Consider the following 26,226-nt stretch of genomic DNA (forward strand, 5'->3'; position numbering starts at 1 on the left):
GGCCGAAGCCTGCGTGGCGTTTGAACGCAGCGGTCAGGATTATCCTGACCGCGTAGAAGAACAGCACCGGCCGTCCTCGCCGTGGGGCGACAGGGATTCGATGATGCGGCAGTCCGCCATGCGGCCACCGGTGCGGCACTGGGTGGCCAGGCGGCTGAGTTCGTCGCGCAGCCGTTCGAGGTCGGCGATCTTACGCTCGACCTCGTGAAGCTGATCGAGAACGAGGGCATCGACCTCGCCGCAGGGGCGGTCCGGCTGGTCGGCCAGATCGAGCATCGCCCGCACCGCCTCCAGCGGGAACCCGAGGTCGCGCATCCGGCGCACGAAGGTCAGGCGCCGGACATGATCATGGCCATAGACCCGATAGTTCCCGGCCGTGCGGGCGGGCTCAGGGAGGATGGCGATCTGCTCGTAAAAGCGGATGGTTTCCACCTTGGTGCCGGTCAGCTTGCCCAGGGCGCCGATCGACAGGTCCTTTTTCGCGCTCATGCCCTCTTGACCCTATAGTCACTTCAGGGTCGATGCTACCGGATGACGGGCGGGTGCGCATCCCCGGATGACGCATGCCGCTTCTGTGTCGGACGGAGAGCGACATGCAGGACGTTTCCTCGGCCGCGGTGGCCGGCGGGGTCAGACAGCCCCTTCGCTATAGGGTGGCGGGCATGGACTGCCCCGGTTGCGTCAGCAAGGTCGAGGCCGCGCTGCGCCGCATTCCGGGTGCCGAGGACATCGGCCTGAACTTTCACACGCAAGTCCTGCGGCTGACGCTGGACGAGGCGATGACGCCGCGGGCGACGCTCGAGGACACCGTCCGCACGCTCGGCTTCGGGGTCGAACCCCTGGGCGACCTGCGTATCGTCGCTGACGGCGCCGGCGGGGAGGCGGACGGCGTGCCCGCGCCCGCGGAGCGGCCGTGGTGGAGCACGCCCAAGGGCCGGCTGACCATCCTCATCGGCGTTCTGGTCGCTGCGGGATTCGGGACGTCCCTGGCGGCTCCGGCGGCGGAGGACGTGGCGTTCGTGCCCGCCGCCCTGGTCGGCCTGGCGGTGTTCGGCCGCCGTGCGCTGCTGCTCGCCCGCGCGGGCTCTCCCTTCAGCATCGAGATGCTGATGTCCGTGGCCACCCTGGGCGCCCTGGTGATCGGCGAGACGGCGGAGGCGGCGGTGGTGGTGCTGCTGTTCTCGGTCGGCGAGCTTCTGGAAGGCGTGGCCGCCGGCACCGCCCGATCGGGCATCCGGGCGCTGACGGGCCTGGTGCCCCGGACCGCGCTGCTCATCGACGGCGAGTCCGCCCGCGAGGTCCCGGCAGCGCGCCTCGCCGTCGGCCAGGTGGTGCTGGTCCGGCCCGGCGACCGGGTGCCCGCCGACGGCGAGGTCGTCGAGGGCGAGTCCGATGTCGACGAGTCCCCGGTCACCGGCGAGTCCGTCCCCGTTCCCAAGCAGGCGGGCTCCCCCGTCTTCGCGGGCGGCATCAACGCCACCGGCGCGCTGCGGGTGCGGGTGACCCGGACGGCGGCCGACAACACCATCGCGCGCATCATCCACCTGGTCGAGGAGGCGCAGGCCGGCAAGTCGCCCACGGCCCGCTGGATCGAGCGGTTCAGCGCGCGCTACACGCCCGCGGTGATCGCGGTGGCGGCCCTGACCGTCGTCGTCCCGCCGCTGGGCTTCGGGGCGGACTGGCACACCTGGATCTACCGCGGCCTCGCCCTGCTGCTGATCGGCTGCCCCTGCGCCCTGGTTCTGTCCACCCCGGCGGCCATCGCTTCGGGCATCGCCGGCGGGGCGCGGCGCGGCCTTCTCATCAAGGGCGGCGCGGCGCTGGAGGCGATCGGCCGTGTGCGGACCGTGGCCTTCGACAAGACCGGCACGCTGACGCAGGGGCGCCCCCGGGTGACCGATCTGGTTGCGCTGACGGGAACCGAACGCACGCTGCTCGGCCTCGCCGCGGCGGTGGAGAACGGCTCCGGCCACCCCATCGCCGGGGCCATCCTGGACCGCGCGGCCGCCGACGGGGTGCCGCTCCGCCCGGCACGCGACCAGAAGGCCGTTCCCGGAAAGGCGGCGCAGGCGGTGTTGGCCGGGAAACTCATCGAGGTCGCCTCGCCGCGCCACGCCGCCCGGCACGGCGGTCCGGACGAAATCCCCGCCGACCGCATCGCGGCCCTGGAGGGCGAGGGCAAGACCGTGGTCGTCGTTCTCGCCGATGGCCGGGCGGTGGGCCTCATCGCCCTGCGCGACGAGCCGCGGCCGGACGCCGCCGCCGGCGTCGCCGCCCTGCGCGGGCTCGGCGTCCGCTGCGTCATGCTGACCGGCGACAACGGCCGGACCGGACAGGCCATCGGCCGCAGCCTCGGCATCGACGTGAAGGCGGACCTGCTGCCCGAAGACAAGCTGCGGGAGATCGCGGCGCTGCGGACCCGGGGGCCGGTCGCCATGGTCGGCGACGGCATCAACGACGCCCCCGCCCTGGCGGCGGCCGACGTCGGCGTCGCCATGGGCGGCGGCACGGACGTGGCGCTGGAGACCGCCGACGCAGCGCTGCTGGGCAACCGCGTCACCGACGCCGCCGCCCTGGTCCGCCTGTCGCGGGCGACGATGGCCAACATCCACCAGAACGTCGCCGTCGCCCTGGGGCTGAAGGCGGTCTTCCTGGTGACCACGCTGACCGGGGTGACGGACCTCTGGCTGGCGATCCTGGCCGACACCGGGGCCACCATCCTCGTCACCCTGAACGCGCTGCGCCTGCTCCGCCGGGGCACGTGAGGGAGGGAAGCATGCCCGATCCGGGAACCGCATCGACCGGGTGGCCGGGTCTCCGGCCGGCGGCGGCCGTCGCACTGCTCACGGTCATCGCGGACCAGAGCTCCAAATGGGTGATCCTTGCACACGTCATGGACCCGCCGCGCGTGGTGGACGTCACCCCGTTCTTCAATCTGACCCTCGGCTTCAACCGTGGCGTGAGCTTCGGCTTGCTCGGGGATGGGGCGGCAGGGCCCTGGCTGCTCAGCAGCCTGGCCCTGGCGATCGTCGCGCTCCTGGGCGTGTGGGCCTCGCGCACCACCAGCCGGGCGGAATCGGGAGCCCTCGGCGCCGTCATCGGCGGAGCGGTCGGCAACGTCGTCGATCGTGTCCGCCAGGGAGCGGTGACCGACTTCCTGGACCTGCACGCCTTCGGATGGCACTGGCCGACGTTCAACGTGGCCGACATCGGCATCACCGGCGGGGTCGCCATGCTGTTGCTGCACGGCTGGCGGCACGGGCGCCGGACGCCTGAACCGCCTCAGCCGTCGAGGTAGCGGCGCTCCAGGTGGCGCCGGAACACGCCGACGTCCAGTGGTCGGCCGGTGGCGGCGGTCAGCAGGGCGTCGGTGGAGTCGGGCAGGCAGCCCCGGCCGTGGACGTGGACCCGCAACCAGCCCACCAGCGGCGCCAGGTCGCCGCGCGCCAGGGCCGGGCGGACGTCGGCGTCGGCGGTGCAGGCGGCCTCGAAAAGCTGGGCGGCGGTCATGGCGCCCAGGGTGTAGCTGGGGAAATAGCCCCAACCCCCCGACGGCCAATGGATGTCCTGCAGGCAGCCCCGCCGGTCGTCGGGCGGCTCGATCCCCAGCAGATCGCGCATGCCGGCGTTCCAGGCGGCCGGCAGATCGGCCAGGGGCAGGTCGCCGGCGACCATGGCCTTCTCCAGCCGGTAGCGCAGGATGACGTGGGCGGGGTAGGTCACCTCGTCGGCGTCGACGCGGATAAAGCCGGGGCGCACCCGGCTGTAGAGCCGGCGCAGGTTGTCGGTCTCCCACGACGGACCGGACCCGCCGAACGCCTCGCGCACCACCGGGGCCAGCCAGCTCAGGAACTCCGGCGAGCGGCTGGCCTGCATCTCCACGATCAGCGACTGCGACTCGTGCACGGCCATGCCGCGGGCCTGTCCCACCGGCTGGCCCATCCAATCCCGTGGCCGGCCCTGTTCGTAGAGGGCGTGCCCGGTCTCGTGCAGCACGCCCATCAGCGCGCCGGTGAAATCCGCCTCGTCGTAGCGGGTGGTGATGCGCACGTCGTCGTCGGCACCGCCGCAGAACGGGTGCAGGCTGACGTCGAGCCGCCCGCGCGCAAAGTCGAAGCCGGCCCGCTGCATCAGCCGCTCCCCCAGTGCGCGCTGCGCGGCGACGGGAAAGGGACCCTCGGGGACGATCACCGGCGGCTCCGCCGCCTGCCGTTCGCACACCCCGGCCAGCAGCCCCGGCAGGAAGGCGGCGAGATCGTCGAACAGGGTATCGATCCGCTCCGCCCGGGCACCGGGGTCGTGCTCGTCCAGCAGCGCGTCATAGGGGCTGATCCCCAGGGCCTCACCCCGTGCCACCGCCCCCTCGCGGGTCAGGCGCAGCACCTCCTCCAGGGACGGCAACAGGAGCGCGAAGTCGCTCTGCGCCCGCGCCGTCCGCCAGGTCATGTCGCAGGCGGAGATGGCGCGGCTGGTGGCCTCCACCAGATCGGCGGGCAGCGCCGTGGCGTGCCGGTGGGTGCGGCGCATCTCCCGCAGATTGGCGCTCTGCCACGCGTCCAGCCCGCCGTCGGAGTCGGCCCGGGCCAGCAGGTCGCCGACCTCCGGTGCGGTCAGCAGTTCGTGGGCCAGGACGGAGAGGGTGGCGGTCTGTTCGGCGCGGGCATCGGCCGCTCCGGTGGGCATCATGGTCTGGGTGTCCCAGCCGAGGATGCCGATGGCACCGCCGATGGCGGCGATGCGGGCGAAGCGGCGTTCCAGCTCCCGGTAGGCGGTCATCATGGGCGGGGGGTCCGTGGCGGCGTGATGGAAGGGCGGGGGGCGGCCGTGGTAAGCCGCTCCCCTGATAGTGGGGGGGAGCGGGGCATGGCGGCAAGTGGGGGCATGACCGTCGGCGACGCGCTGGCGCTCGCCCTGGACCACCACCGCGCCGGACGGCACGAGGCGGCGGAGGGGCTCTACCGTGCCATCCTGGCGGCGGTGCCGGACCTGTTCGACGCGCGCAACCTGCTGGGCGCGTTGCGCCTGGAACGGGGCGACGCCGCCGCGGCCGCGGCGCTGCTGCGCGACGCCACGGTCCTCGATCCCGGCGCCGCGGCGGCCTGGGCCAACGGCGGCAACGCGTTGCGGGCGCTGGGCCGGGCGGGGGAGGGGCTGGTCCGGTACGGCCGCGCCCTGGCCGTGCGCCCCGGCCATCCCGGCGCCGCCCGCGGCCGGGCCGCCCTGTTGCAGGCGTTGGGGCGCACGGGGGAGGCCCGTGATGCCTGGCGGGACGCCGTGGTCGCCGACCCCCTGTCCGTCGAGGCCCGCACCGGCCTCGGTGAAGCCGGGCGTGCGCTCGGGACGGAAGCGGAGGCGGCGGGTGCCTTCGCCGCGGCGGTGGCGCTCCGGCCGGATCGGGCGGCCCCCCTGGTCAACCGCGCGGTGCTGTTCCTGGACGCCGACGACCCCGCCGCAGCGGCGCCGCTGCTGCGCCGCGCCCTGGTGCTGGAGCCGGGGCTGGCGGCGGCCCGCGGCGCGCTGGCCGAGGCGCTGCTGCGGCTCGGCCGCGCCGGCGGGGCGGTGGCGGTGCTGCGGCCCGCGCTGGCCGGGGATCCCGCCGCCGGCGCGGACCTCCACCGCATGGCCGCCGCGGCCTTCGCCGCCGGTGACGCGGCGGCGGGTGCGGCGTGGTACCGGCGCGCGGCCCATCTGGCCGGACGCACCCCGGGACACCTGCAGCCCGCGCGCATCGTCGCCGCTGCCGAGCAGGCAGCGGTGGCCGGGCATCCCTACCACAGGGTCCTGCCGGAGCGGACGGTGAGCGTGCGCGCCGGCTTCCACCGCTGGGACACGGTGACCTTCCGGCGGCCGGAGCTGTTCCTGACCCGCGTCAATGACGCGCTGGTCCTGCCGTCCAACCTGGCGGTGCTGGCCGGGCCGGAGGCGCTGCTGCTGGACGGCCTCCACGCCTATTCCCGCAGCAGCCTGACGCTGCTGCCCGACTACGCGCTGCACACCGCAGACGACCGCGTGCTGCTGGATCTGGGCGCGGAGCGGCGGGCGGACACCGACGAGGCGGTGCTGCTGGGCGGCTCCGGCAATTTCGCCCACGACGTGCTGGACTGGCTGTCGCGCCTGCTGGTCCTGGAGCGGTTTCCCGAACTGGCCGCGTTGCCGTTGCTCGTGGCGCCGGCGCTTCACCCGGCGGCCGTCGGGCTGCTGGGCCGGCTGGGGGTGGACCCGGGCCGCCTGGCGCCCTTGCCGGCCGGCGCACCGGCCCGCGTGCGCCGCCTGTGGCTGCCGTCGCTGACCCATGCCTTCCAGTACATGGCGCCGGAGTACGCGGCCTTCCTGCGCGAGCGGCTGGGCATCCCGCCGCTGCGCCGGCCGGGCCGGCGGCTCTATCTGTCGCGCCGCGGCGCCGGCCACCGGGCGGTGTTGAACGAGGCGGCGATCCTGGACGCCCTGGCGGGCGAGGGGGTGGAGCGGTTCGAGCCCGCCGGCATGGGCATGGCGGAGCAGCTTCGCATCCTGGGCGAGGCGGAGCTGATCGTCGGCCCGGTGGGCGGTGGCTTCGCGGCGATCGTGTTCGCCCCGGCGGGGTGCGGCGTGGTGGAGCTGACCCACGGGCGCTGCGTCCTGCCCCAGTACGGCATCCTGGCCGGCCTGATCGGCCAGCCCTACCGGCAGGTGGTCGGCGAGGCGGCCGCGAATCGCGGGGCGCTGGCGTTCGACTGCGACTTCACGGTGGAGCCCGCGGCGGTACGGGACGCGGTCAAGCGGGTGGTGGGGGCCTAAGCGTCCCGCCGGCCGCGCACCATCATCATCCCGTAGATGACCAGCAGGGTGGCCGCCAGCCCGTACCAGGTGACGGCGTACTGGAGGTGGCTGTTGGGCAACTCCAGGCGCGGCTCGATCCCCGCGGGGACACCGCCCGGCGCCTGTCCGGGCAGGGCCTCGACGATCAGCGGTGCCGCGGCGGCAAGGCCGGCGGCGCGGGCCATGGCGGGGGGATCGGCGTAGCCCCAGACGGTGCCGGGGCCGGTCCCCGGTTCGGGGTTGCCGGGGTGCAGCCAGGCGGGCTCGGCGGGCAGGCGGGCGACTCCGCGCACGGTCACCTCGCCGGTCACCAGCCCCTCCGGCCGGGTCGCGGGATCGCGGCGGTCCATGGGGATGAAGCCGCGGTTCACCAGGACCGCCGGGCCGCCGTCGCTGCGCTCCAGCGGGGTCACCACCTCGTAGCCGGCCATGCCCTGGCGCGGCCGGGCGACGGTCAGCATCTCGCGGTCGTGCAGGAAGCGGCCGGTGACGGTGACCGGCCGGAATTCGAAGGACGCGGGATCGGGCAGCGCGGCCGGCAGCGGGGCGGGCGGCAGGGCGGCGCGCTCCTGCACCCGGGAGATCAGCTCGTTTTTCCACTCCAGCCGCTGCACCTGCCAGGTGCCGAGGGCGAGCATGACCAGAATGGCGGGCAGGGCGAACAGCGTCGCCCACAGGGAGGAGCGGGTCACGGCCCGCCGTCCTCCAGCTCGCTGCGGCGGTGACGGTACTGGAGCGCCACCACATAGGCCTTGGCCGGGCGCAGCATGCCCAGTGCCAACCCCAGGATGACGGCACCCCAGATGAACCCGTGCAGCCACAGCGGCCACTCCACGTTCAGCGACACGACCAGGGCGACCGGCACCACCAGGAAGCCCAGGATGAAGATCAGGAAGACGGCGGGGCCGTCGCCGCTGTCGTGGCGGGCCAGTTCCAGCCCGCACACGCCGCAGCGATCGGCCACCGTCAGGTAACCCTTGAACAGACGTCCCTTGCCGCACCGCGGGCAGGCGCAACGCAGGCCCGCGGTGAACGGCGACACGGTGGGGTGATCATCGTCGCCCACCGGCGTCACGACCCCCACCAGTAGATCGACACGAACAGGAACAGCCACACCACGTCGACGAAGTGCCAGTACCAGGCCGCCGCCTCGAACCCGAAGTGGCTGGCCGGCGTGAAGTGGCCCTTCAGCGTCCGCCACCAGCACACCGCCAGGAAGATGGTGCCGACGATGACGTGGAAGCCGTGGAAGCCCGTCGCCATGTAGAAGGCGGAGGAATAGATCCCGTCGCTGAAACCGAAGTGGGCGTGCGAATACTCGTAGGCCTGGAAGAAGGTGAACAGCACGCCCAGCAGCACCGTCAGGCCCAGCGCCTTCGACGCTTCACTGTTGCGCCCGGCGATGATGGCGTGATGCGCCCAGGTGACGGTGCATCCCGACAGAAGCAGGATCAGCGTCATCATCAGCGGCAGTTCGAAGGCGTTGAAGGTCTCGATGTTCGGCGGCGGCCACACGCCCTGCGGGTTGTCCGCGAACACCTTGGGGAACAGCGCGGCGTCGTAGAACGCCCAGAAGAAGGCGGCGAAGAACATCACCTCGGAGGCGATGAACAGCGCCATGCCATAGCGCAGGCCGATCTTGACGACGGGCGTGTGCGCCTTCTCGACCACCGACTCCTTGATGACGTCGCGCCACCAGCCGGCCATGACGGCGAGCACCGACAGGAAGCCGGCGACGGCCAGCCAGACCGTGTCGTAATGCATGTAGAAGATCAGACCGAGCGCCAGCAGGCCGCCGGCGAAGGCGCCGAGCAGCGGCCACGGGCTGGGCCTCAGCAGATGGTACGGCTGCGGGATGCCCTCGCTGCCATGCGGTGCGCCGGGCCCATGCCCGTCGTGCGTGATGTCGGCCATCGTTCTCCAACCCCGTCCTGGTATCAGTTCGTGGCGGGCGTGGTCGCCCGTCGGTTGTCTTTGTCGTTCGAGTCGTCATTGACCTGCGCCAGGGCCGCCTCGGCGTCCTTGGCGCGGAAGAAGGTGTAGGAGAGCGTGATGGTGCTCACGTCCCCCATCTTCGGATCGCTCGCGATGGCGGGGTCGACGAAGAACGCCACGGGCATGTCGACCTCCTCACCGGGATGCAGCACCTGCTCGGTGAAGCAGAAGCACTCGATCTTGTTGAAATAGATGCCGGCCTTGTCCGGCGTGACGTTGTAGACCGCGGTGCCCACGGTCGGCGACTCGCCGCGGTTGGCGGCGCGGTAGCTGGTGATGTGGGTCTCGCCCACCTTCACCGTCACCTCCCGCTCCACCGGCCGGAAGGACCAGGGCAGGGCCCGGTTGGTGTCGGCGTTGAAGCGCACCTTGATCGTGCGCTCCAGGACGGTGTCCGGCGCCGCATCGGCGCGCTGGGTGGTGCCGCCGAAGCCGGTCACCTGGCAGAACAGCGCGTACAGCGGCACGGACGCGTAGGCGAGACCGATCATGCCGGCGACCAGGCCGAACAGGGAGATCAGCAGCTTGCGATTGCGGCGTCGCGTGGTGTCATCCATCAGTTCCCGCCCATCCTGACGAGCGTGATCACGTAGAACAGCGCCACCAGCCCCATGAGGACCGCCAGCATCGCGAGATTGCGCCCGCGCAGGCGGCGGCGGCGCTCCTCGTCGGACTCGGTCATCGTCATCTCCGTCATGGCGTCACTCCCGCGATGATCCGCTCACCCACCAACAGGGCGAAGAGCAGGAACAGATAGAGGATCGAGAAGCCGAACATCTGCTTGGCCGGCTTGTCGTCGGTGGCGCGCAGGACGCGCACGGCGCTGGCCACGAACAGACCGCCCAGCACCAGCGCCCCCGCCAGGTAGACCGGGCCGGCGATGCCCAGGAACCAGGGGCCGGCGGCCACCGGCAGCAGCAGCAGGGTGTACAGCAGCATCTGCCGCCTGGTGGTCTCCGGCCCTTCGACGACGGGCAGCATGGGCACGCCGGCGCGGGCATAGTCGCCGCTGCGGAACAGCGCCAGCGCCCAGAAGTGCGGCGGCGTCCACAGGAAGATCAGCAGGAACAGCAGGATGCCCGCCACGTCCACGCCGCCGGTCACGGCCGCCCAGCCGATCATCGGCGGGAAGGCGCCGGCGGCGCCGCCGATCACGATGTTCTGCGGCGTGCGGCGCTTCAGCCACATGGTGTAGACGAAGACGTAGAACAGGGTCGCCAGCGCCAGCAGCGCCGCCGCCACCCAGTTCACCGCCAGCCCCATCACCAGCACCGAGGCGCACGCCAGCACCACGCCGAAGGCCAGCGCGTCGTCGGCATCGACCCGTCCCGACGGGATCGGTCGCCGGGCGGTGCGCGCCATGACCGCGTCGATGTCGCGGTCGTACCACATGTTGATGGCGCCCGACGCGCCGGCGCCCACGGCGATGCACAGTACGGCGACCGCGGCCAGCACCGGGTGGATGTCCCCCGGCGCCACCATCAGCCCGGCCCAGCCGGTGAACACCACCAGCGACATCACGCGCGGCTTCAGAAGCTCTATGAAGTCCCCGGCGGTGGCGCCGGACACCCGTTGTTGGACGGTGAGATCCGTCATTGTCTTCCCTCCGGTGTCGCGGGCGGTCGTTGCCGCCCGCTTCGGTAACCGCGCAGCCCCCGTTCCCCATTTAGGGGCTGCGGGGGCTGCCGGCCACCTCACTTCACCTGCGGCAGCGTCTCGAAGGCGTGGAACGGCGGCGGCGAGCTGACGGTCCACTCCAGCGTGGTCGCGGTCGGGCTATCCCAATAGGCCGCGCCGACGCGCTCGCCGCTGGTCAGCGTGCGGTAGGCGATCCACACGAACAGCAGGGTGGAGGCGAAGGCGATGTAGGCGCCGATGGACGAGACCATGTTCCAGCCGGCGTAGGCGTCGGGATAGTCGGGAATGCGGCGCGGCATCCCGGCCAGACCCAGGAAGTGCTGCGGGAAGAAGATCAGGTTGACGCCGATGAAGGTCGTCCAGAAGTGCACCTTGCCCCAGAACTCCGGATACTGGCGCCCCGACATCTTGCCGATCCAGTAGTACCAGCCGGCGAAGATCGAGAACACCGCACCCAGCGACAGCACGTAGTGGAAGTGGGCGACGACGTAGTAGGTGTCGTGCAGCGCCACGTCCATGCCGCCGTTGGCCAGCACCACGCCGGTCACGCCGCCGACGGTGAACAGGGCGATGAAGCCCAGCGCCCACAGCATGGGAACCCGGAACTCGATGGAGCCGCCCCACATGGTGGCGATCCACGAGAAGATCTTGATGCCCGTGGGCACCGCGATGATCATCGTGGCGGCGGTGAAGTACGCCTTGGTGTCGACGTCCAGGCCCACCGTGTACATGTGGTGCGCCCACACCACGAAGCCGACCACGCCGATGGCCACCATGGCGTAGGCCATGCCGAGATAGCCGAACACCGGCTTGCGCGAGAAGGTGGACACGATGTGGCTGATGATGCCGAAGGCCGGCAGGATCATGATGTAGACTTCGGGGTGGCCGAAGAACCAGAACAGGTGCTGGAACAGGATCGGGTCGCCGCCGCCCTCCGGGTTGAAGAAGGCGGTGCCGAAGTTGCGGTCGGTCAGCAGCATGGTGATGGCGCCGCCCAGCACCGGCACGGCCAGCAGCAGCAGGAAGGCGGTCACCAGCATGGCCCACACGAACAGCGGCATCTTGTGCAGCGTCATGCCCGGCGCGCGCATGTTGAAGATGGTGGTGATGAAGTTCACCGCGCCCAGGATCGACGAGGCGCCGGCCAGGTGCAGGGCGAAGATCGCCATGTCCACCGACGGCCCGTTCTGCCCCATGCTGCCCGACAGCGGCGGATAGATGGTCCAGCCGGTACCCGCACCCTGGCCGACGAAGGCCGAGGCCAGCAGCAGCAGGAAGGCCGGCACGATCAGCCAGAAGCTGATGTTGTTCATGCGCGGGAAGGCCATGTCCGGCGCCCCGATCATGAGCGGCACGAACCAGTTGCCGAAGCCGCCGATCAATGCCGGCATGACCACGAAGAACACCATGATCAGGCCGTGGGCCGTGATGAACACGTTCCACACCTGGCCGTCGGCGATGAACTGCATGCCCGGCTCCTGCAGCTCGGCGCGCATGATCACCGAGAACAGGCCGCCGATCAGGCCGGCGATGACGGAGAACACCAGGTACAGCGTCCCGATGTCCTTGTGGTTGGTGGAAAAGAACCAGCGCTCGACGAAGCCTGGCGTGTGGTGGTCGTGGTGCGCATCACCGTGCGCGCCGGCACCCGCCCCTGAAGTCCCGTTGCCCATATCTCGTCCCTCTTGTCGGCCTTGCAGCCGTCTTGTCGTTCGTTCACGCCGCCGGGTGCCGCGTCAGCGGGCGGGCGTCGCCTGCGCGACTTCCCGGCTCGGGGTGCCGTAGGCGAGCTTCGCCTGCTCGACCCATTCGGCGAACTTCTCCTTCGAGACGGCCTCGACCGTGATCGGCATGAAGCCGTGGTTGACGCCGCAGATCTCGGAGCACTGGCCGTAATAGAGGCCCTCCTTCTCAATCCGCACCCAGGTCTCGTTCAGCCGGCCGGGCACCGCGTCCTTCTTGATGCCGAAGGCCGGCATGGCCCAGGCGTGGATGACGTCGCCGGCGGTGATCTGGATGCGCACCGTGGTACCGACCGGAAGCACCACGTTGGTGTCGGTCGCCAGCAGGCGCGGCTGCCCGGGCTTCAGGTCCTCTTCCTGGACCATGTAGCTGGAGAAGGCGATGTTGTTGTGGTCCGGGTATTCGTAGTCCCAGTACCACTGGCGGCCCGTCACCTTGATGGTCATCTCCGACTCGGGCACCTGCTCCAGGAAGTAGAGCACGCGGAACGACGGCACGGCGACCACCACCAGGATGATCACCGGGACGACGGTCCAGGCCACTTCGAGCAGGGTGTTGTGCGAGGTCTTGGTCGCCTGCGGGTTCCGCTTGGCGCTGAAGCGGAACATCACGTAGCCCATGAGCGCCAGCACGAACAGCGTGATGACCGTGATGATGACCAGCAGGAGGTTGTGGAAGCTGACGAGCTGCCCCATGACCGGGGACGCCTGCTCCTGCAATCCCAACTGCCAGGGCTGGGGCTGGCCGGCAATCGCGGTGCCGGACAATCCGCCCAACGAACAGAATGCGCTGATGAGCGCCGCCACGCCGGCGGCGCGGATGGTGTGCCTCTTCATCCCCAACCCTTCTCGTTGCCGCGGTCTGCCTCGGACCGCGGTTGTCCCGTCCCGCGGACCCTTCCGTTCGCCCTTGTTGTGTCGACCCCGTTTGCGTTCGGGGCTCGGTCGGGCGGATCCGGCGGGCCGTGATGTCTCGTCGCGGAAAATAACCACACACGTGCGGCAAATTCCCGCAGTTCAAATTTAGCCCTTTCGAGCGGCGGCTTACAAGGCTTTCCATTCCGCCTATGCGTCGCCATGCCGCATAGCGGAATGCCTTCCACGCCGCAATATCGACGATAGTTGAGCTTGGCCGTCGGGAATGAAGTGCGACAGGTTGCCGCAGAGTGGCTGCGCTTCCCCCGGTGCCGGACCCGCGTCGGATCCAAGCTGATTCGTGGGCCGGTTGGCGCCGCCGCGAGAGGGGCGCCATGACGCCGGAACGGGAAGCGGAACTCCGGGACGTGCGGACCGCGTTGCGGGATACGTGCACCGACATTCGGGACGCGGCGGACCGGGTGTCGCGCGTCGAAGGACGGGTGCAAGAACAGTCGAAGATCCTTCAGGTGGCGCTGGCAGGTGGCGCTGGCAGGTGGCGCTGGCAGGTGGCGCTGGCAGGTGGCGCAGGACGGCCGCCGGTCGCGCGAGGCGGCCGAGTAGGCGCGGCGGCGCGAAAGGCGGATTCCCCCGCGACCCGCTTGCGGTTCGCCCGGTGCTGTCGTTAAGTACCGCTCTTCATCGGTGGGAGAGTGGTCTGTGCGGTACGTGAGCACGCGGGGTGCGGCCCCGGTCCTGGGGTTCGAGGATGTTCTGCTGACCGGACTGGCCCGCGACGGCGGGCTGTACGTGCCGGAGAGCTGGCCGCAGTTCTCCGCCGCCGAGATCCGGGCCATGCGCGGTCTGCCCTATGACGAGGTGGCCGTGCGAGTCATGCTGCCCTTCCTGGGCGATGCCATTCCCGAAGACGCGTTCCGCGCCATCGTGCGCGACGCCTACGCCGGTTTCGATCACGCCGCGGTGGTGCCGCTGGTCCAGCTCGACCAGCGGACCTGGGTGCTGGAGCTGTTCCACGGCCCGACGCTGGCCTTCAAGGATGTGGCGCTGCAACTGCTGGGGCGCCTGTTCGACCATGTGCTGGCCAAACGCGGGGAGCGGGTGACGGTGGTGGGCGCCACCTCGGGCGACACCGGGTCGGCCGCCATCGAAGCCTGCCGCGACCGGCGCAACATCGACATCTTCATCCTGCACCCCCGCGGCCGCACGTCGGAGGTGCAGCGCCGCCAGATGACCGGGGTGCTGTCGTCCAACGTGCACAACATCGCGCTGGAAGGCACCTTCGACGACTGCCAGGACATCGTGAAGGCGCTGTTCAACGACGCCGCCTGCCGCGACCGGCTGAAGCTGTCGGCGGTCAACTCCATCAACTGGGCGCGCATCATGGCCCAGATCGTCTATTACTTCGCGTCCGGGGTGGCGCTGGGGGCGCCCGACCGGCCGCTGGCCTTCGTGGTGCCGACCGGCAACTTCGGCAACGTTTACGCTGCCTACGCCGCCCGCGCCATGGGGCTGCCGGTGGAACGGCTGGTGGTGGCCTCCAACACCAACGATATCCTGGCGCGCTTTTTCGAGAGCGGGACCATGGCGATGACGCCGGTGACGCCTACCTTAAGTCCCAGCATGGACATCCAGATTTCGAGCAATTTCGAGCGCCTTCTCTTCGACCTGCACGGCCGCGACGGCGCCGCGGTCGACGAGACGATGCGCCGCTTCCGCGCCGAGGGGCGCTTCCGTGTGACCGACGACCAGCTCCGCCACGCGCTCGCCACCTTCTCCGCCCACCGGGTGGACGAGGACGCCACCATGGCCACCGTCGCCGGCACGAAGGTCCGGTGCGGCTACACGGTCGATCCGCACACGGCGGTCGGTGTCGCGGCGGCGCGCGCCGCCGCCGATGACGCCGGCCTCGACCCCGCCGCGGCGCTGGTGGTGCTGGGCACCGCCCACCCCGCCAAGTTCCCCGACGCGGTGGAGAAGGCCACCGGCAGCCGGCCGGCCCTGCCGCCGCGCCTGGCCGATCTGTTCGAGCGGGAGGAGCGCTTCGACGTCCTGCCCAACGACGTCGCCGCCGTGCAGGATTACGTTGCCCGGCGCGCCCGCGCCGTCACGGAGGCCGCATGAGCAGCGTCCGCGTCTCCACGCTGAGCAACGGTCTGCGCGTGGCCACCGACACCATGCCCGACGTCCGCACCGTGTCGCTGGGCTGCTGGGTCGGCGTCGGCACCCGCAACGAGGCGGCCGCGGTCAACGGCGTCGCCCACCTGGTCGAGCACATGCTCTTCAAGGGCACCGAGCGGCGCTCCGCCTACCGCATCTCCGAGGAGATCGAGAACGTCGGCGGCCAGCTCAACGCCTACACCACGCGCGAGCACACCGCCTATTACGCCAAGGTGCTGCACGAGGACACGGCGCTCGCCCTCGACATCATCTCCGACATGCTCCAGCACTCCGTCCTCGATGAGGAGGAGCTGGTGCGCGAGCGCACCGTGGTGCTTCAGGAGATCGGCCAGGCGGCCGACACCCCCGACGATATCATCTTCGACCATTTCCAGGCCACCGCCTTCCCCCGGCAGGCGCTGGGGCGGCCGGTGCTGGGCTCGGCGGAGATCGTGGGCAAGCTGCCGCGCGCGGCGCTCGTCGATTACGTCGGCCGCCACTACGCCGGTCCGTCCATCGTGCTGTCGGCGGCCGGGCGCGTCGACCACGACCGGTTCGTCGCCATGGCGGAGAAGGCCTTCGCCGGCCTGCCCTCGGGCACGCTGCCGGAGGTGGAGCCCGCGCGCTACACCGGCGGCGAGTTCCGCGAGGAGCGCGACCTGGAGCAGCTCCACCTGGTGCTGGGCTTCGACGGCGTGGGCATACACGACCCGGATTTCTACGCCCATTCCGTGCTCTCCACCCTGCTGGGCGGCGGCATGTCGTCCCGTCTGTTCCAGGAGGTGCGGGAGAAGCGGGGGCTGGTCTATTCGATCTACAGCTTCACCGGCGGTTACCGCGACGGCGGCGTTTTCGGCGTCTACGCCGGCACCGGCGACGAGGAGGTCGCCGAGCTGATGCCCGTGGTCTGCGAGGAGATCCGCAAGGTCGGCGACAGTGTGACCGAGGACGAGGTCGCGCGGGCGCGGGCCCAGCTTAAGGCCGGGACGCTGATGGCGCTGGAAAGCAGCATGTCGCGCTGCGAACAGCTCGGCCAGCAGCTTCTGGTCTACGGGCGGCCGGTGCCGGTGGAGGAGATCGTCGCCCGCATCGACGGCGTCGACCGCGAGGCGGTCGGCCGCGCCGCGCGCCGCCTGCGGAGCAGCCGGCCGACGCTTACCGCGCTCGGGCCCCTGGGGCGTCTGGAAAGCTATGACCGGATCGTCGCCCGCCTCGCCTGAGGACCGCCTATGATGCGCCTGCTGGGCGCCGGGTTGATCAGCCCCCCGGCCGTCCGCATCGATGGTCAGGCGTGCTATGTCCGCCCGCCGCTGCCGCGCGACTGGCGGGAGTGGGCGGAGTTGCGCGCCAACTCCCGCGCCTTTCTCACCCCGTGGGAGCCGACCTGGCCGGCCGACGCCCTGACCCGCACCGCCTTCGCCCGCCGGCTGCGCCGCCAGGCGCAGGAGTGGCGGGACGACGAGGGCTACAGCTTCCTGGTGTTCGACCGCGCTACCGACCGGCTGGTCGGCGGGATCGGCCTGTCCAACGTCCGGCGCGGCGTGGCCCAGATGGCGACGCTCGGCTACTGGGTGGGGGAGCCCTACGCCCGGCGCGGCTACGTCTCCGGCGGTACGCGCCTGGTGCTGGACTTCGCGTTCGGCCAGCTCGGCCTGCACCGGGTGGAGGCCGCCTGCCTGCCCACCAACCAGCCGAGCCGGGGCTTGCTGGAAAAGGTCGGCTTCACCCACGAAGGCTATGCCCGCGGCTACCTGCGCATCGACGGCGCCTGGCGCGACCATGTGCTCTACGCCATGCTGCGGGAGGAATGGCGCGGCTGACGGCCGGCGCCGGAAGGGGTAGGGCACCCCTTCATTGCAGGCGTCAGGGGCTGCCCGGTTAAACCCCGCTTAACACTTGTATCCTACCATACCAGCCACGGACCGCTCGCTGTTCCGAGGATGAAAATGTCGGATACCCACACCTGGACGAAAGAATCCGCCCATCACTTCTCCCTGCGCCACGGCGGCCAGCGCGTCGATCTGCGCTACGAGCCCGCGGGGTTCCAGAGCGGCTGGGCGGTCTACGACGGCCCCCGTCTGGTCGACCGGCGGCCCGAGTTCATGCAGGCCCGCGGCGTTGCCCTTAAGGTCGCCTCCGGGCGGACCTGATCCGCTCCGGCGGCCGGCGCCCTTATCGCCGGTCCGCCACGAGCCGCGCCGTCAGGCGCTCGAACTCCCTCTCCAATTGCTGGTTGGCGAAGGCGCGCGGGGGTGGAAGCTGGAGATCCATCAGGGTTTCGAAGGCGCGCCCGGTTTCGCTCATCATCGCCAGCATGTCGGCCGAGGCGCGCACGGTGCGCCAGGTGTTGACCGCCACGTCGCGCTGGCGGGCGACGCGCTCCCACGCCGCCGACACGGCGGCCGACTGCTCCTCCAGGGTCTGGCGGTAGAGGCCGGCCGCCTCCAGCGTGGTGTCCAGTGCACTCAGGTTGGCGTCGAGCTGGGCGCTCAGCGGGCCCTCGCCTTCGCGGGCGAGCAGGCGGGCGGCCTCGGCCCGGGCGCGGCGGGCGTCGGCCTCAATGCCGGCCAGGCGGGGCAGGTGTTCGTGCCGGACCGTGTCCAGGAAACGCTCGTGCATGTGCAGCGCCACCTCCAGCAGCACCGCATAGACCCCGTAATAGCGCCGTGCCACCTCCAGGGACTCGTCGCTGGCGATGGTGACGCGCTGCAGCTCGGCGTTCACCTGGCGCAGATTCTCATAGACGGTGTGGGCGGCCACGATGTTTTCGGCGGTCGCCAGGCGCAGCAGGCCGTCCACCTGCTCCGGCGTCAGCTCGATGCCGACGTCGGTCAGGGAGGCCGCGAAGGCGCCGGTCAGCCGGTCGATCTCCTCCGTCATGTGGCCGATGTCGCGGCGGGCCTGCGCGATGCGCTCGATCTGGTCGCCGCGCGACGTGGCGAACAGGCAGGACACCTGCCGGGCCACGAACGACGCGTCGACCCCGGCGGCGTCGCAACGGTCCTCCGGCAGCGCCGCCAGTTCGGCGCGCAGCCGGGCGACATCGGATTCGCGCGCCGCCAGGTCGCGCCGCAAGCCGGCGATGCGGGCCCGCAGGTCGGCGGCGGAGCCCTGCGACAGCCGGTCCACCGCCTCGTCCAGCAGCCGGTTGAGGGTGTACGAGCGCTCCCCCACCGGCGCGTAGGAGGAGCCGGGGCCGCGCCAATCCCCCTCGCGGCGGTCCAGGATCGCCGCGGCGGTGCCATCGACGGCGGCCCACAGCCGGTCGACGCCGTCGCCGCCCCCGGTGGCGCTGCGGGCGTTCAACGCCAGCATCACTCCTCCGGCCACGAGCCCCGCGGCCAGCACGGTCCGCAGCATGCGTCCCTCCCTTTCGCGCGTCCTGTACCGATGGTAAGGTGGGGCGCTGCAGCGGCGCGTCGCCTGCCCGGACGGTGGGTGGGCCGGCCCATTCCGACGGACCGCGCCCGCGCCGGACGGGCGTGAACGGTCCACTTTCGAAATTGCCTGTCGCTTTCGTGTCACAATGCCATTGCGGGTCGTAGGGGATTCGGCCTAGAAAGCACGGGTCCGACGGCGGGGCGGCTTGACGAAAAATTAACCCTGATCCGGCATTGTCGGGCTCCCACGGCGCGTCCCGTGCAGGCATTCTCCACGCGAGCCCCGTTTCCGCATCCGGCACAGCCGAGGACCCGAAGCCCATGACCACACCCCTGAGCGACGGCGCCGGCGATACGGTCGTCATCTTCGACACGACGCTGCGCGACGGCGAGCAGTCCCCCGGCGCCTCCATGAACCTGGAGGAGAAGCGGCGCATCGCCCTGGTGCTGGAGGAGATGGGGGTGGACGTCATCGAGGCGGGGTTCCCCGTGGCCTCGCAGGGCGACTTCGAGGCGGTGCAGGCGATCGCCGGCATCATCAGCACCTCCACCGTCTGCGGCCTCGCCCGCGCCACGCGGCGCGACATCGAGCGCTGCGCCGAGGCGCTGGCCCCGGCGGCGCGCAAGCGCATCCACACCTTCATCTCCACCAGCCCGCTGCACATGAAGTACAAGCTGCAGATGGAGCCGGACGCGGTGGTGCAGACGGTGCGCGACAGCGTCACGCTGGCCCGCTCCCTGGTGGACGACGTGGAATGGTCGGCCGAGGACGGGGCGCGGACCGAGCATGATTTCCTGTGCCGCTGCGTTGAGGCGGCGATCGCCGCCGGCGCGCGCACCATCAACATCCCCGACACCGTGGGCTATGCGGTGCCCGACGAGTTCGGCGCCCTGATCGCCATGCTGTTCGACCGGGTGCCCAACATCGACAAGGCCATCGTGTCGGTCCATTGCCACAACGACCTGGGGCTGGCGGTGGCCAACTCCCTGGCCGGGGTGGCCAACGGCGCCCGCCAGGTGGAGTGCACCATCAACGGCCTGGGCGAGCGCGCCGGCAACGCCGCCCTGGAGGAGATCGTGATGGCGCTGCGCACGCGCGCCGACCGGCTCCCCTACCGGACCAACATCCACACCGAGGCGATCATGAAGGCGTCCCGCCTCGTCTCGGCGGTGACCGGCTTCGTGGTGCAGCCCAACAAGGCCATCGTCGGCGCCAACGCCTTCGCCCACGAATCCGGCATCCACCAGGACGGCATGCTCAAGCACGCCGGGACTTACGAGATCATGACGCCGGAGTCGGTGGGGCTGAACCGCTCGACGCTGGTGATGGGCAAGCATTCCGGGCGCAACGCTTTCCGCACCAAGCTGCGCGAGCTGGGCTACGAGCTGCCCGACACCGAGCTGGACGAGGCGTTCAAGCGCTTCAAGGACCTGGCGGACAAGAAGAAGGACGTCTTTGACGAGGACATCGTGGCGCTGGTCGACGACGAGATCGGCCACGAGGCCGACCGCATCCGCTTCGTGGCGCTGGAGGTCGTCGCCGGTTCCCGCGGGCCGCAGACGGCCACCCTGGAGCTGGTGGTGGACGGGCAGCCGCGCGCCACGACGGCGACCGGCAACGGGCCGGTCGACGCCACCTTCAACGCCATCGCCGCCCTGGTCCCCCACACCGCGCGCCTTCAGCTCTACCAGGTCCACGCGGTCACCGCCGGAACCGACGCCCAGGCCGAGGTCACGGTGCGGCTGGAGGAGGACGGGCGGACCGTGAACGGACAGGGCGCCGACAGCGACACCCTCGTGGCGTCGGCCCGCGCCTACGTCCATGCCCTGAACAAACTTTTGGTCAAACGCCAGAAGGCCGCACCGGACGCACTCTCCGCTTGAGCGGGGCAGAGCGTTCGTCTATGGAACCCTTGGCCGTTGCCGGCGATCCACCGTGATCGTCGGCAATGGCTTCCGGTCAGGCCGTCTCAACAGGAAGAGCTAGTCGGGTCCATGCTTTCCAAACTGCTCGGCGTTCTGTCCGCCGACATGGCGATCGATCTGGGGACGGCCAACACCCTGGTCTACGTCAAGGGCCGCGGAATCGTTCTCAACGAACCGTCCGTCGTCGCTATTGCCAATGTGCGCGGCAAGAAGCAGGTGCTTGCGGTCGGCGACGAGGCCAAGATGATGCTGGGCCGCACGCCCGGCAACATCCAGGCCATCCGCCCCTTGCGCGACGGTGTCATCGCCGACTTCGAAGTCGCCGAGGAGATGATCAAGCACTTCATCCGGAAGGTGCACAACCGCCGCAGCTTCGCCAGCCCGCAGGTCATCATCTGCGTGCCATCGGGCTCGACCGCGGTGGAGCGCCGCGCCATCCAGGAGTCGGCCGAGGCCGCCGGGGCGCGCCGCGTCTTCCTGATCGAGGAGCCCATGGCCGCCGCCATCGGCGCCGGCCTGCCGGTGACCGAGCCGACCGGCTCCATGGTCGTCGACATCGGCGGCGGCACCACCGAGGTGGCCGTGCTGTCGCTGGGCGGCATCGTCTACTCGCGCTCGGTGCGGGTGGGCGGCGACAAGATGGACGAGGCGATCATCGGCTACATCCGCCGCGCCCACAACCTGCTGGTGGGTGAAGGATCGGCCGAGCGGATCAAGAAGGAGATCGGCTCCGCCTGCCCGCCGGAGGACGGCGAGGGCCGCATCCTGGAGATCAAGGGCCGCGACCTGATGAACGGCGTGCCCAAGGAACTGATCATCTCCGAACGCCAGATCGCCGAGTCCCTGGCGGAACCGGTGTCGGCCATCGTCGAGGCGGTGAAGGTGGCGCTGGAACACACGGCGCCCGAACTGGCCGCGGACATCGTCGACAAGGGGATCGTGCTGACCGGCGGCGGAGCCCTGCTGGGCAACCTGGACTTCGTGCTGCGGCACGCCACGGGCCTGCCGGTGTCGATCGCCGACGATCCGCTGAGCTGCGTGGCGCTGGGCACCGGCCGTGCGCTGGAAGAAATGAAGACACTGAAAAACGTTCTGGTCAGCGCCTATTGATTGTGTAATCCTTAGGGATAATCCAGACGCCTATTCGCCTTGAGACCGCTCTCGTGCGGTGGAAGTCCGTATTCCTGGACGGGACCATCCAGTGAAGTCAAGAACCTCCGGATCCGTCGTGCGACTTGCGGCACCGCTACGGGCGTTGGCTCAGCGTTTTTCCTTCCTTTTGCTGGTCCTCGTCTCGGTGGCGTTGATGATGACCGGGAAGGTGGACGCGGTGCTCGTCGACAACCTGCGCTCCCGGGTGACGGACGCCTTCGCACCGATTCTCGACGCCCTGTCCCGGCCGGCCGCGACCGCCGCGCGGGCCGTCGAATCGGTGGTGGAGATCCGCAACGTCTTCGAAGAGAACCAGCGCCTGCGCTCCGAGAACGCCCGCCTGCTGCAATGGAAGCAGGCGGCCCTGCGCATGGAGGCGGAGAACGCCAGCCTGCGCACCCTGCTGAACTTCGCGCCGGAACCGGCGGCTTCCTTCATCACGGCCCGCGTCATCGCCGCGCCCGGCGGCTCGTTCTTCCGCACGCTGGTGGTGACGGCCGGCCGGCGGGACGGCGTGCGCAAGGGCCAGGCGGCGATCACCGGGCCGGGGATGGTCGGGCGGGTCGTCGAGGTGGGGGAGTGGTCGTCGCGGGTGCTGCTGATCACCGACATCAACTCCCGCATTCCCGTGACGCTGGAAAGCTCCCGCCTGCGCGCGGTGCTGGTCGGCGACAACACCGACCAGCCCCGGCTGATGTACCTGCCGCCGGAGGCGCCGGTGGCGGCCGGCGAGCGGGTGGTGACCTCCGGCCACGGCGGGCTGTTCCCGCCGGGCATTCCCATCGGCATCATCGCCTCGGTGGGGGACCGCGGCGTCAAGGTGACCCCCATCGCCGATCTGTCGCGGGTGGAGCATCTGCGCCTGGTGGAGTTCGGCACGCCGCCGGCGGGTGAGGGGACCGGCGACGGAACGCAAAGCGCCGACGCGTGGAAATGACCCTCACCCTGTGGCAGCGCCTGGACCGGGCCGGGCGCAACCTGGCGCCGTTCGCGGTCACCGTGATGCTGGTCCTGGTCGCCATGGTGCCGCTGCACATCCCCGCCTACACCCAGGTGGCACCGGCGCTGACGCTGATGTCGGTGTATTATTGGGTGATCCATCGCCCTGACCTGCTGCGCCCGCTGGCGGTCTTCGCCATCGGCCTGCTGGAGGACCTGTTGAGCGGCGCGCCGCTGGGCATGAACGCGCTGGTGCTGGTGGCGGCCTACTGGGTGGTGCTCAGCCAGCGCCGCTTCTTCCTGGCCAGCACCTTCGCACTGCTGTGGTTCGGGTTCGTCATGATCGCGCTGGGCGCGGCGCTGCTTCAATGGGCGGCCCTGAGTGCCTATTATGCAACGGTGCTTCCGATGGACGCGGGCTTTCATCAGGCGCTGCTGACCATCGTCCTGTTCCCGCTGTTCGCGTGGCTGTTCATCCGCATCCACCGCGCTTTTTTGCAGCCGTGAGCCGGGCGGGAAGGATCGGACCCATGAGGGGAGGATCGTCGATGGACCGCGACACCGACCGCTACCGCAGCCTGACCCGGCGCACCCTGCTGCTGGGCGGACTGAAGGTGGGGCTGCTGTCGACGCTGGTCGGCCGTCTCTACTACCTCCAGGTCGTCGAGTCGCAGCGCTACACGATGCTGGCGGAGGAGAACCGCATCAGCCTGCGTCTGGTGGCGCCGTCGCGCGGGCCGATCGTCGACCGGTTCGGGATTCCGCTTGCCATAAACCAGCAGAACTACCGCGTCGTGGTGGTGGCGGAGCGCACCCGCAGCGTGCCCGAGACGCTGGATAAGATCGCCCGCATCGTGCCGCTGACCGAGGCCGACCGCCGGCGCGTCCTGCGCGAGGTGCAGAAGAAGCGCCGCTACGTTCCGGTGACCGTGCGCGAGAACCTGACCTGGGACCAGGTCGCCACCATCGAGCTGAACACCCCCGACCTTCCCGGCGTCTCCATCGAGGTGGGGGAACTGCGCCATTATCCCTTCGCCGACTCCATCGCGCATGTGATGGGGTACGTCGGCGCCGTGTCGGAGGCGGAGCTGAACGGCGACCCCGTGCTGTCGCTGCCGGGCTTCCGCATCGGCAAGAGCGGGATCGAGAAGTATCACGAGAAGGCGCTGCGCGGCACCGCCGGCACCAGCCAGCTCGAAGTCAACGCGGTGGGCCGCGTGATCCGTGAATTGTCGCGCGACGAGGGGCAGCCGGGCCGCGAGGTGCAGCTCACCATCGACATCGGCCTGCAGCAGTTCGTCCAGACCCGCCTGTCGCAGGAGCAGAGCGCGGCCTGCGTCGTGATGGACGTCCACACCGGCGGCATCTACGCCCTGGCCTCCCACCCCAGCTACGACCCCAACCAGTTCCCCATGGGAATCAGCGCCGAGCTGTGGGAGGAGCTGCTGTCCAACCCCACCACGCCGCTGTCCAACAAGGCGGTGGCGGGGCAGTACGCGCCGGGCTCCACCTTCAAGATGGTGGTGGCGCTGGCCGCGCTGGAATCCGGCCTGATCAGCCCCCGTCACACGACGTTCTGCCCCGGCCACATGGACCTGGGCGACCACCGGTTCCACTGCTGGAAGCGCGGCGGCCACGGCACCGTCGACATGGTCGGCGCCCTGCGCCATTCCTGCGACGTGTTCTTCTACGACGTGGCGCGCCGCATCGGCGTCGATCGCATTGCCGAGATGTCCAACCGCTTCGGCCTGGGCCAGCCCCTGGGGCTCGACCTGCCCCACGAGCGGCCGGGCCTGATCCCCACCCGCGACTGGAAGCTGGCGCAGCTCGGCACCTCCTGGCAGCCGGGCGAGACGCTGGTGGCCTCCATCGGGCAGGGCTATGTCCTCTCCACCCCCTTGCAGCTTGCGGTGATGACGGCCCGCATGGCCAACGGCGGCTATGCGGTCAAGCCGCACCTGACCAAGCAGATCAAGCTGGGCCCCCACGAGCAGACCACGTGGCCGGCCATCGGCGTGAAGAAGGAGAACCTGGACGTCATTCTGCGCGGCATGAACGAGGTGTCGAACAGCCCCAACGGCACCGGCTTCAAGGCGCGCATCACCGAACCGGGGATGGAGCTGGCGGGCAAGACCGGCACCGCCCAGGTCCGCCGCATCACCATGGCCGAGCGCGCCGGCGGTGTGATCAAGAACGAGAACCGGCCATGGCGCGAACGCGACCACGCCCTGTTCGTGGCCTATGCGCCGGTCCACGCGCCGCGCTACGCCTGTTCGGTCATCGTGGAGCACGGCGGCGGCGGCTCGGCGGTGGCGGCGCCCATTGCCCGCGACGTGCTCCTGGAGTGCCAGAAGCGCGATCCCGGCCGCGCCTCCGTGGCCGATGCGCCGCCCCCCTTCGGCACCGGCGCCGGACGCGGCTGATCCACCGGCCGGTCCGGGCATGGCGTCGACGTTTTCTGTCGACAAGCCCGATCGCCTCGGCTATAACGCCGACCTCCCCGGCGGACCACGCTCCGGACGGGGCGGGAAGGGTGCATAGCTCAGTTGGTAGAGCAGCTGACTCTTAATCAGCGGGTCCAAGGTTCGAGTCCTTGTGCACCCACCATCTTCCCCATGAGACAGTCTTCGCCTCGGGCGCACGCGGCATTCGCGTGACGCACGGCCGCGAACCGGCGGGTCCGCAGCCGTGCGCGTTCCGGCCGTATCAGCTTCGGCCGACCACGTCGCGGTAGCAGTGCCACGACGCGTGGCCGATCAGCGGGAAGGCCAGTGCCAGGCCGATGAAGCCGGTGGCGATGCCGGCGGCGGTGAACAGGGCGATCAGCGCCGCCCAGACCGCCATGGCCCGCCAGTTCTTCCGGACCGCGGCGATGCTGGTCACGATGGCGGTGAAGACGTCCGTATCCCGGTCGAGCAGCATGGGCAGCGACACGACGCTGAGGGCGAACACCGCCGTGGCGATCACCGCGCCGATGGCCGTGCCGGTCAGCAGGAACGGAATGGTCTCGACCGAGAAGAAGATGCGGCTGACCAGCATGTCCAGCGCCGGCGGCTCGCTGCCGAAGAAGATCGCGAAGACCAGGAAGGCCACCCGGATCCACGCGAGCAGGGCCAGCATCAGCACCAGGCCGATGGCGGCAATCTGCGTGCCGTTGCGGTGGTAGGCGCTCAGAACCGAGATCAGCGTGGGCCGCCCGCCGGATTCCAGTTGCCGGCTGGCCTCGTACAGGCCGACCGCCAGCACCGGGCCCACCAGCATGAAGCCCGCCGCCAAGGGAAGGATCAGATAGTGCAGGTCGTTGGCCGCCAGGCCGAAGACCAGCAGGACGCTGGAGACCACGGCCAGCACGCCGTAAGTGAAGCTGATGGCCGGAGCCGCGGCAATGTCGCGCCAGGCTGCGTTCAACCAGACCCAGGGGCGGCCGGTGTCGATCGCCCGGATGTCCGGGGTGAAGCGGGACGGGGCGGCTTCCGTGCCGCCGCTGCGGGGTGGAACAGGATGCGTCGCAAGGTCGACCATGGTGCCATCTCTCCCCGTTTTGGTTGGACACCGTTCTGTTCCGTCAGCATAACACTTTGTCGCATCCTGCGCCAGATGATCTGCCTAACGAACAGTAACAG

Annotated in this window: 24 protein-coding genes and 1 tRNA gene; 13 read left to right on the forward strand and 12 right to left on the reverse strand. The window is 70.4% G+C overall.

From position 1 onward, the window contains the following. Nucleotides 1-39 precede the first annotated feature (39 nt). On the reverse strand, nucleotides 40-489 hold the full coding sequence (locus G472_RS0119580; RefSeq protein WP_035693140.1) for a MerR family transcriptional regulator: 450 nt from the start codon (nucleotides 487-489) through the stop codon (nucleotides 40-42). A 104-nt stretch (nucleotides 490-593) separates the two neighbouring features. Here G472_RS0119580 and G472_RS0119585 point away from each other — a divergent pair, with 104 nt between their 5' ends. Both G472_RS0119585 and lspA read left to right on the forward strand, forming a co-directional pair. Beyond that, nucleotides 594-2,765, forward strand: coding sequence for a heavy metal translocating P-type ATPase (locus G472_RS0119585; RefSeq protein ID WP_051341042.1), 2,172 nt, complete (start codon nucleotides 594-596; stop codon nucleotides 2,763-2,765). A gap of 11 nt (nucleotides 2,766-2,776) precedes the next feature. Further along, complete coding sequence (lspA, locus tag G472_RS34370) at nucleotides 2,777-3,298, forward strand: signal peptidase II (RefSeq protein ID WP_051341043.1); 522 nt, start codon at nucleotides 2,777-2,779, stop codon at nucleotides 3,296-3,298. On the opposite strand, the gene G472_RS0119595 is transcribed toward lspA, so the two are convergent. Continuing rightward, nucleotides 3,283-4,776, reverse strand: coding sequence for a carboxypeptidase M32 (locus G472_RS0119595; protein WP_029009737.1), 1,494 nt, complete (start codon nucleotides 4,774-4,776; stop codon nucleotides 3,283-3,285). The two genes, lspA and G472_RS0119595, sit on opposite strands and share 16 nt — an antisense overlap. Before the next feature lie 87 nt (nucleotides 4,777-4,863). Here G472_RS0119595 and G472_RS0119600 point away from each other — a divergent pair, with 87 nt between their 5' ends. Beyond that, nucleotides 4,864-6,777 carry a glycosyltransferase 61 family protein gene (locus G472_RS0119600; protein WP_169732837.1) on the forward strand — a complete coding sequence of 638 codons (1,914 nt, stop codon included), beginning with the start codon at nucleotides 4,864-4,866 and terminating at the stop codon, nucleotides 6,775-6,777. On the opposite strand, the gene G472_RS0119605 is transcribed toward G472_RS0119600, so the two are convergent. From G472_RS0119605 to coxB, 8 genes are all read right to left on the reverse strand, one after another. Beyond that, nucleotides 6,774-7,490 (reverse strand): SURF1 family protein, encoded by a 717-nt coding sequence (locus G472_RS0119605; RefSeq protein ID WP_029009739.1) that lies wholly within the window; start codon nucleotides 7,488-7,490, stop codon nucleotides 6,774-6,776. The genes G472_RS0119600 and G472_RS0119605 overlap by 4 nt on opposite strands. Continuing rightward, the gene (locus G472_RS0119610) at nucleotides 7,487-7,873 is read right to left on the reverse strand and encodes a DUF983 domain-containing protein (RefSeq protein WP_029009740.1); all 387 of its coding nucleotides are present in this window, start codon (nucleotides 7,871-7,873) and stop codon (nucleotides 7,487-7,489) included. Before G472_RS0119610 ends, G472_RS0119605 begins: the two co-directional genes overlap by 4 nt. Continuing rightward, nucleotides 7,870-8,712: a cytochrome c oxidase subunit 3 gene (locus G472_RS0119615; protein ID WP_029009741.1), complete on the reverse strand. Its 843-nt coding sequence runs from the start codon at nucleotides 8,710-8,712 to the stop codon at nucleotides 7,870-7,872. The genes G472_RS0119610 and G472_RS0119615 overlap by 4 nt, the downstream gene beginning before the upstream one ends. Nucleotides 8,713-8,735: 23 nt before the next feature. Beyond that, on the reverse strand, nucleotides 8,736-9,350 hold the full coding sequence (locus G472_RS34375; RefSeq protein WP_051341044.1) for a cytochrome c oxidase assembly protein: 615 nt from the start codon (nucleotides 9,348-9,350) through the stop codon (nucleotides 8,736-8,738). Next, nucleotides 9,350-9,490 carry a hypothetical protein gene (locus G472_RS38955; protein WP_156927183.1) on the reverse strand — a complete coding sequence of 47 codons (141 nt, stop codon included), beginning with the start codon at nucleotides 9,488-9,490 and terminating at the stop codon, nucleotides 9,350-9,352. The genes G472_RS34375 and G472_RS38955 overlap by 1 nt, the downstream gene beginning before the upstream one ends. Continuing rightward, nucleotides 9,487-10,389, reverse strand: coding sequence for a heme o synthase (cyoE, locus tag G472_RS0119630; protein WP_029009742.1), 903 nt, complete (start codon nucleotides 10,387-10,389; stop codon nucleotides 9,487-9,489). The genes G472_RS38955 and cyoE overlap by 4 nt, the downstream gene beginning before the upstream one ends. Nucleotides 10,390-10,487: 98 nt before the next feature. Beyond that, nucleotides 10,488-12,104: a cytochrome c oxidase subunit I gene (ctaD, locus tag G472_RS0119635; RefSeq protein ID WP_029009743.1), complete on the reverse strand. Its 1,617-nt coding sequence runs from the start codon at nucleotides 12,102-12,104 to the stop codon at nucleotides 10,488-10,490. Between the two features lie 63 nt (nucleotides 12,105-12,167). Further along, nucleotides 12,168-13,010: a cytochrome c oxidase subunit II gene (gene coxB, locus G472_RS0119640; RefSeq protein WP_029009744.1), complete on the reverse strand. Its 843-nt coding sequence runs from the start codon at nucleotides 13,008-13,010 to the stop codon at nucleotides 12,168-12,170. Nucleotides 13,011-13,748: 738 nt separating this feature from the next. On the opposite strand from coxB, the gene thrC reads away from it, so the two are divergent. The 4 genes from thrC to G472_RS0119660 all read left to right on the forward strand — a co-directional run bounded on the left by thrC (nucleotide 13,749) and on the right by G472_RS0119660 (nucleotide 17,356). After that, nucleotides 13,749-15,170: a threonine synthase gene (gene thrC / locus G472_RS0119645; protein ID WP_029009745.1), complete on the forward strand. Its 1,422-nt coding sequence runs from the start codon at nucleotides 13,749-13,751 to the stop codon at nucleotides 15,168-15,170. Then, a complete protein-coding gene (locus G472_RS0119650; protein WP_029009746.1) occupies nucleotides 15,167-16,426 on the forward strand; it encodes a M16 family metallopeptidase in 1,260 nt (419 codons plus the stop codon). Before thrC ends, G472_RS0119650 begins: the two co-directional genes overlap by 4 nt. Before the next feature lie 9 nt (nucleotides 16,427-16,435). Further along, the gene (locus G472_RS0119655; RefSeq protein ID WP_029009747.1) at nucleotides 16,436-17,026 is read left to right on the forward strand and encodes a GNAT family N-acetyltransferase; all 591 of its coding nucleotides are present in this window, start codon (nucleotides 16,436-16,438) and stop codon (nucleotides 17,024-17,026) included. A 126-nt stretch (nucleotides 17,027-17,152) separates the two neighbouring features. After that, complete coding sequence (locus G472_RS0119660; RefSeq protein WP_029009748.1) at nucleotides 17,153-17,356, forward strand: hypothetical protein; 204 nt, start codon at nucleotides 17,153-17,155, stop codon at nucleotides 17,354-17,356. A gap of 22 nt (nucleotides 17,357-17,378) precedes the next feature. Here the strand turns inward: G472_RS0119660 and G472_RS0119665 are convergent, their stop codons facing one another. Then, a complete protein-coding gene (locus G472_RS0119665) occupies nucleotides 17,379-18,566 on the reverse strand; it encodes a hypothetical protein (RefSeq protein WP_029009749.1) in 1,188 nt (395 codons plus the stop codon). Between the two features lie 341 nt (nucleotides 18,567-18,907). Here G472_RS0119665 and G472_RS0119670 point away from each other — a divergent pair, with 341 nt between their 5' ends. From G472_RS0119670 to G472_RS0119695, 6 genes are all read left to right on the forward strand, one after another. Next, nucleotides 18,908-20,470 (forward strand): 2-isopropylmalate synthase, encoded by a 1,563-nt coding sequence (locus G472_RS0119670; protein WP_029009750.1) that lies wholly within the window; start codon nucleotides 18,908-18,910, stop codon nucleotides 20,468-20,470. Nucleotides 20,471-20,581: 111 nt separating this feature from the next. Then, the gene (locus G472_RS0119675) at nucleotides 20,582-21,622 is read left to right on the forward strand and encodes a rod shape-determining protein (RefSeq protein WP_029009751.1); all 1,041 of its coding nucleotides are present in this window, start codon (nucleotides 20,582-20,584) and stop codon (nucleotides 21,620-21,622) included. A 118-nt stretch (nucleotides 21,623-21,740) separates the two neighbouring features. Beyond that, nucleotides 21,741-22,601 carry a rod shape-determining protein MreC gene (mreC, locus tag G472_RS0119680; protein ID WP_245593533.1) on the forward strand — a complete coding sequence of 287 codons (861 nt, stop codon included), beginning with the start codon at nucleotides 21,741-21,743 and terminating at the stop codon, nucleotides 22,599-22,601. After that, a complete protein-coding gene (gene mreD, locus G472_RS0119685) occupies nucleotides 22,598-23,110 on the forward strand; it encodes a rod shape-determining protein MreD (protein ID WP_029009753.1) in 513 nt (170 codons plus the stop codon). Before mreC ends, mreD begins: the two co-directional genes overlap by 4 nt. Nucleotides 23,111-23,151: 41 nt before the next feature. Next, nucleotides 23,152-25,026 carry a penicillin-binding protein 2 gene (mrdA, locus tag G472_RS0119690; RefSeq protein ID WP_029009754.1) on the forward strand — a complete coding sequence of 625 codons (1,875 nt, stop codon included), beginning with the start codon at nucleotides 23,152-23,154 and terminating at the stop codon, nucleotides 25,024-25,026. 108 nt (nucleotides 25,027-25,134) lie between these two features. Then, nucleotides 25,135-25,210 (forward strand) — tRNA-Lys (locus tag G472_RS0119695). 99 nt (nucleotides 25,211-25,309) lie between these two features. On the opposite strand, the gene G472_RS0119700 is transcribed toward G472_RS0119695, so the two are convergent. Continuing rightward, nucleotides 25,310-26,125: a DUF2189 domain-containing protein gene (locus G472_RS0119700; protein WP_029009755.1), complete on the reverse strand. Its 816-nt coding sequence runs from the start codon at nucleotides 26,123-26,125 to the stop codon at nucleotides 25,310-25,312. Between the last annotated feature and the right edge of the window lie 101 nt (nucleotides 26,126-26,226).

Source organism: Azospirillum halopraeferens DSM 3675, assembly GCF_000429625.1.
Taxonomy (GTDB): domain Bacteria; phylum Pseudomonadota; class Alphaproteobacteria; order Azospirillales; family Azospirillaceae; genus Azospirillum; species Azospirillum halopraeferens.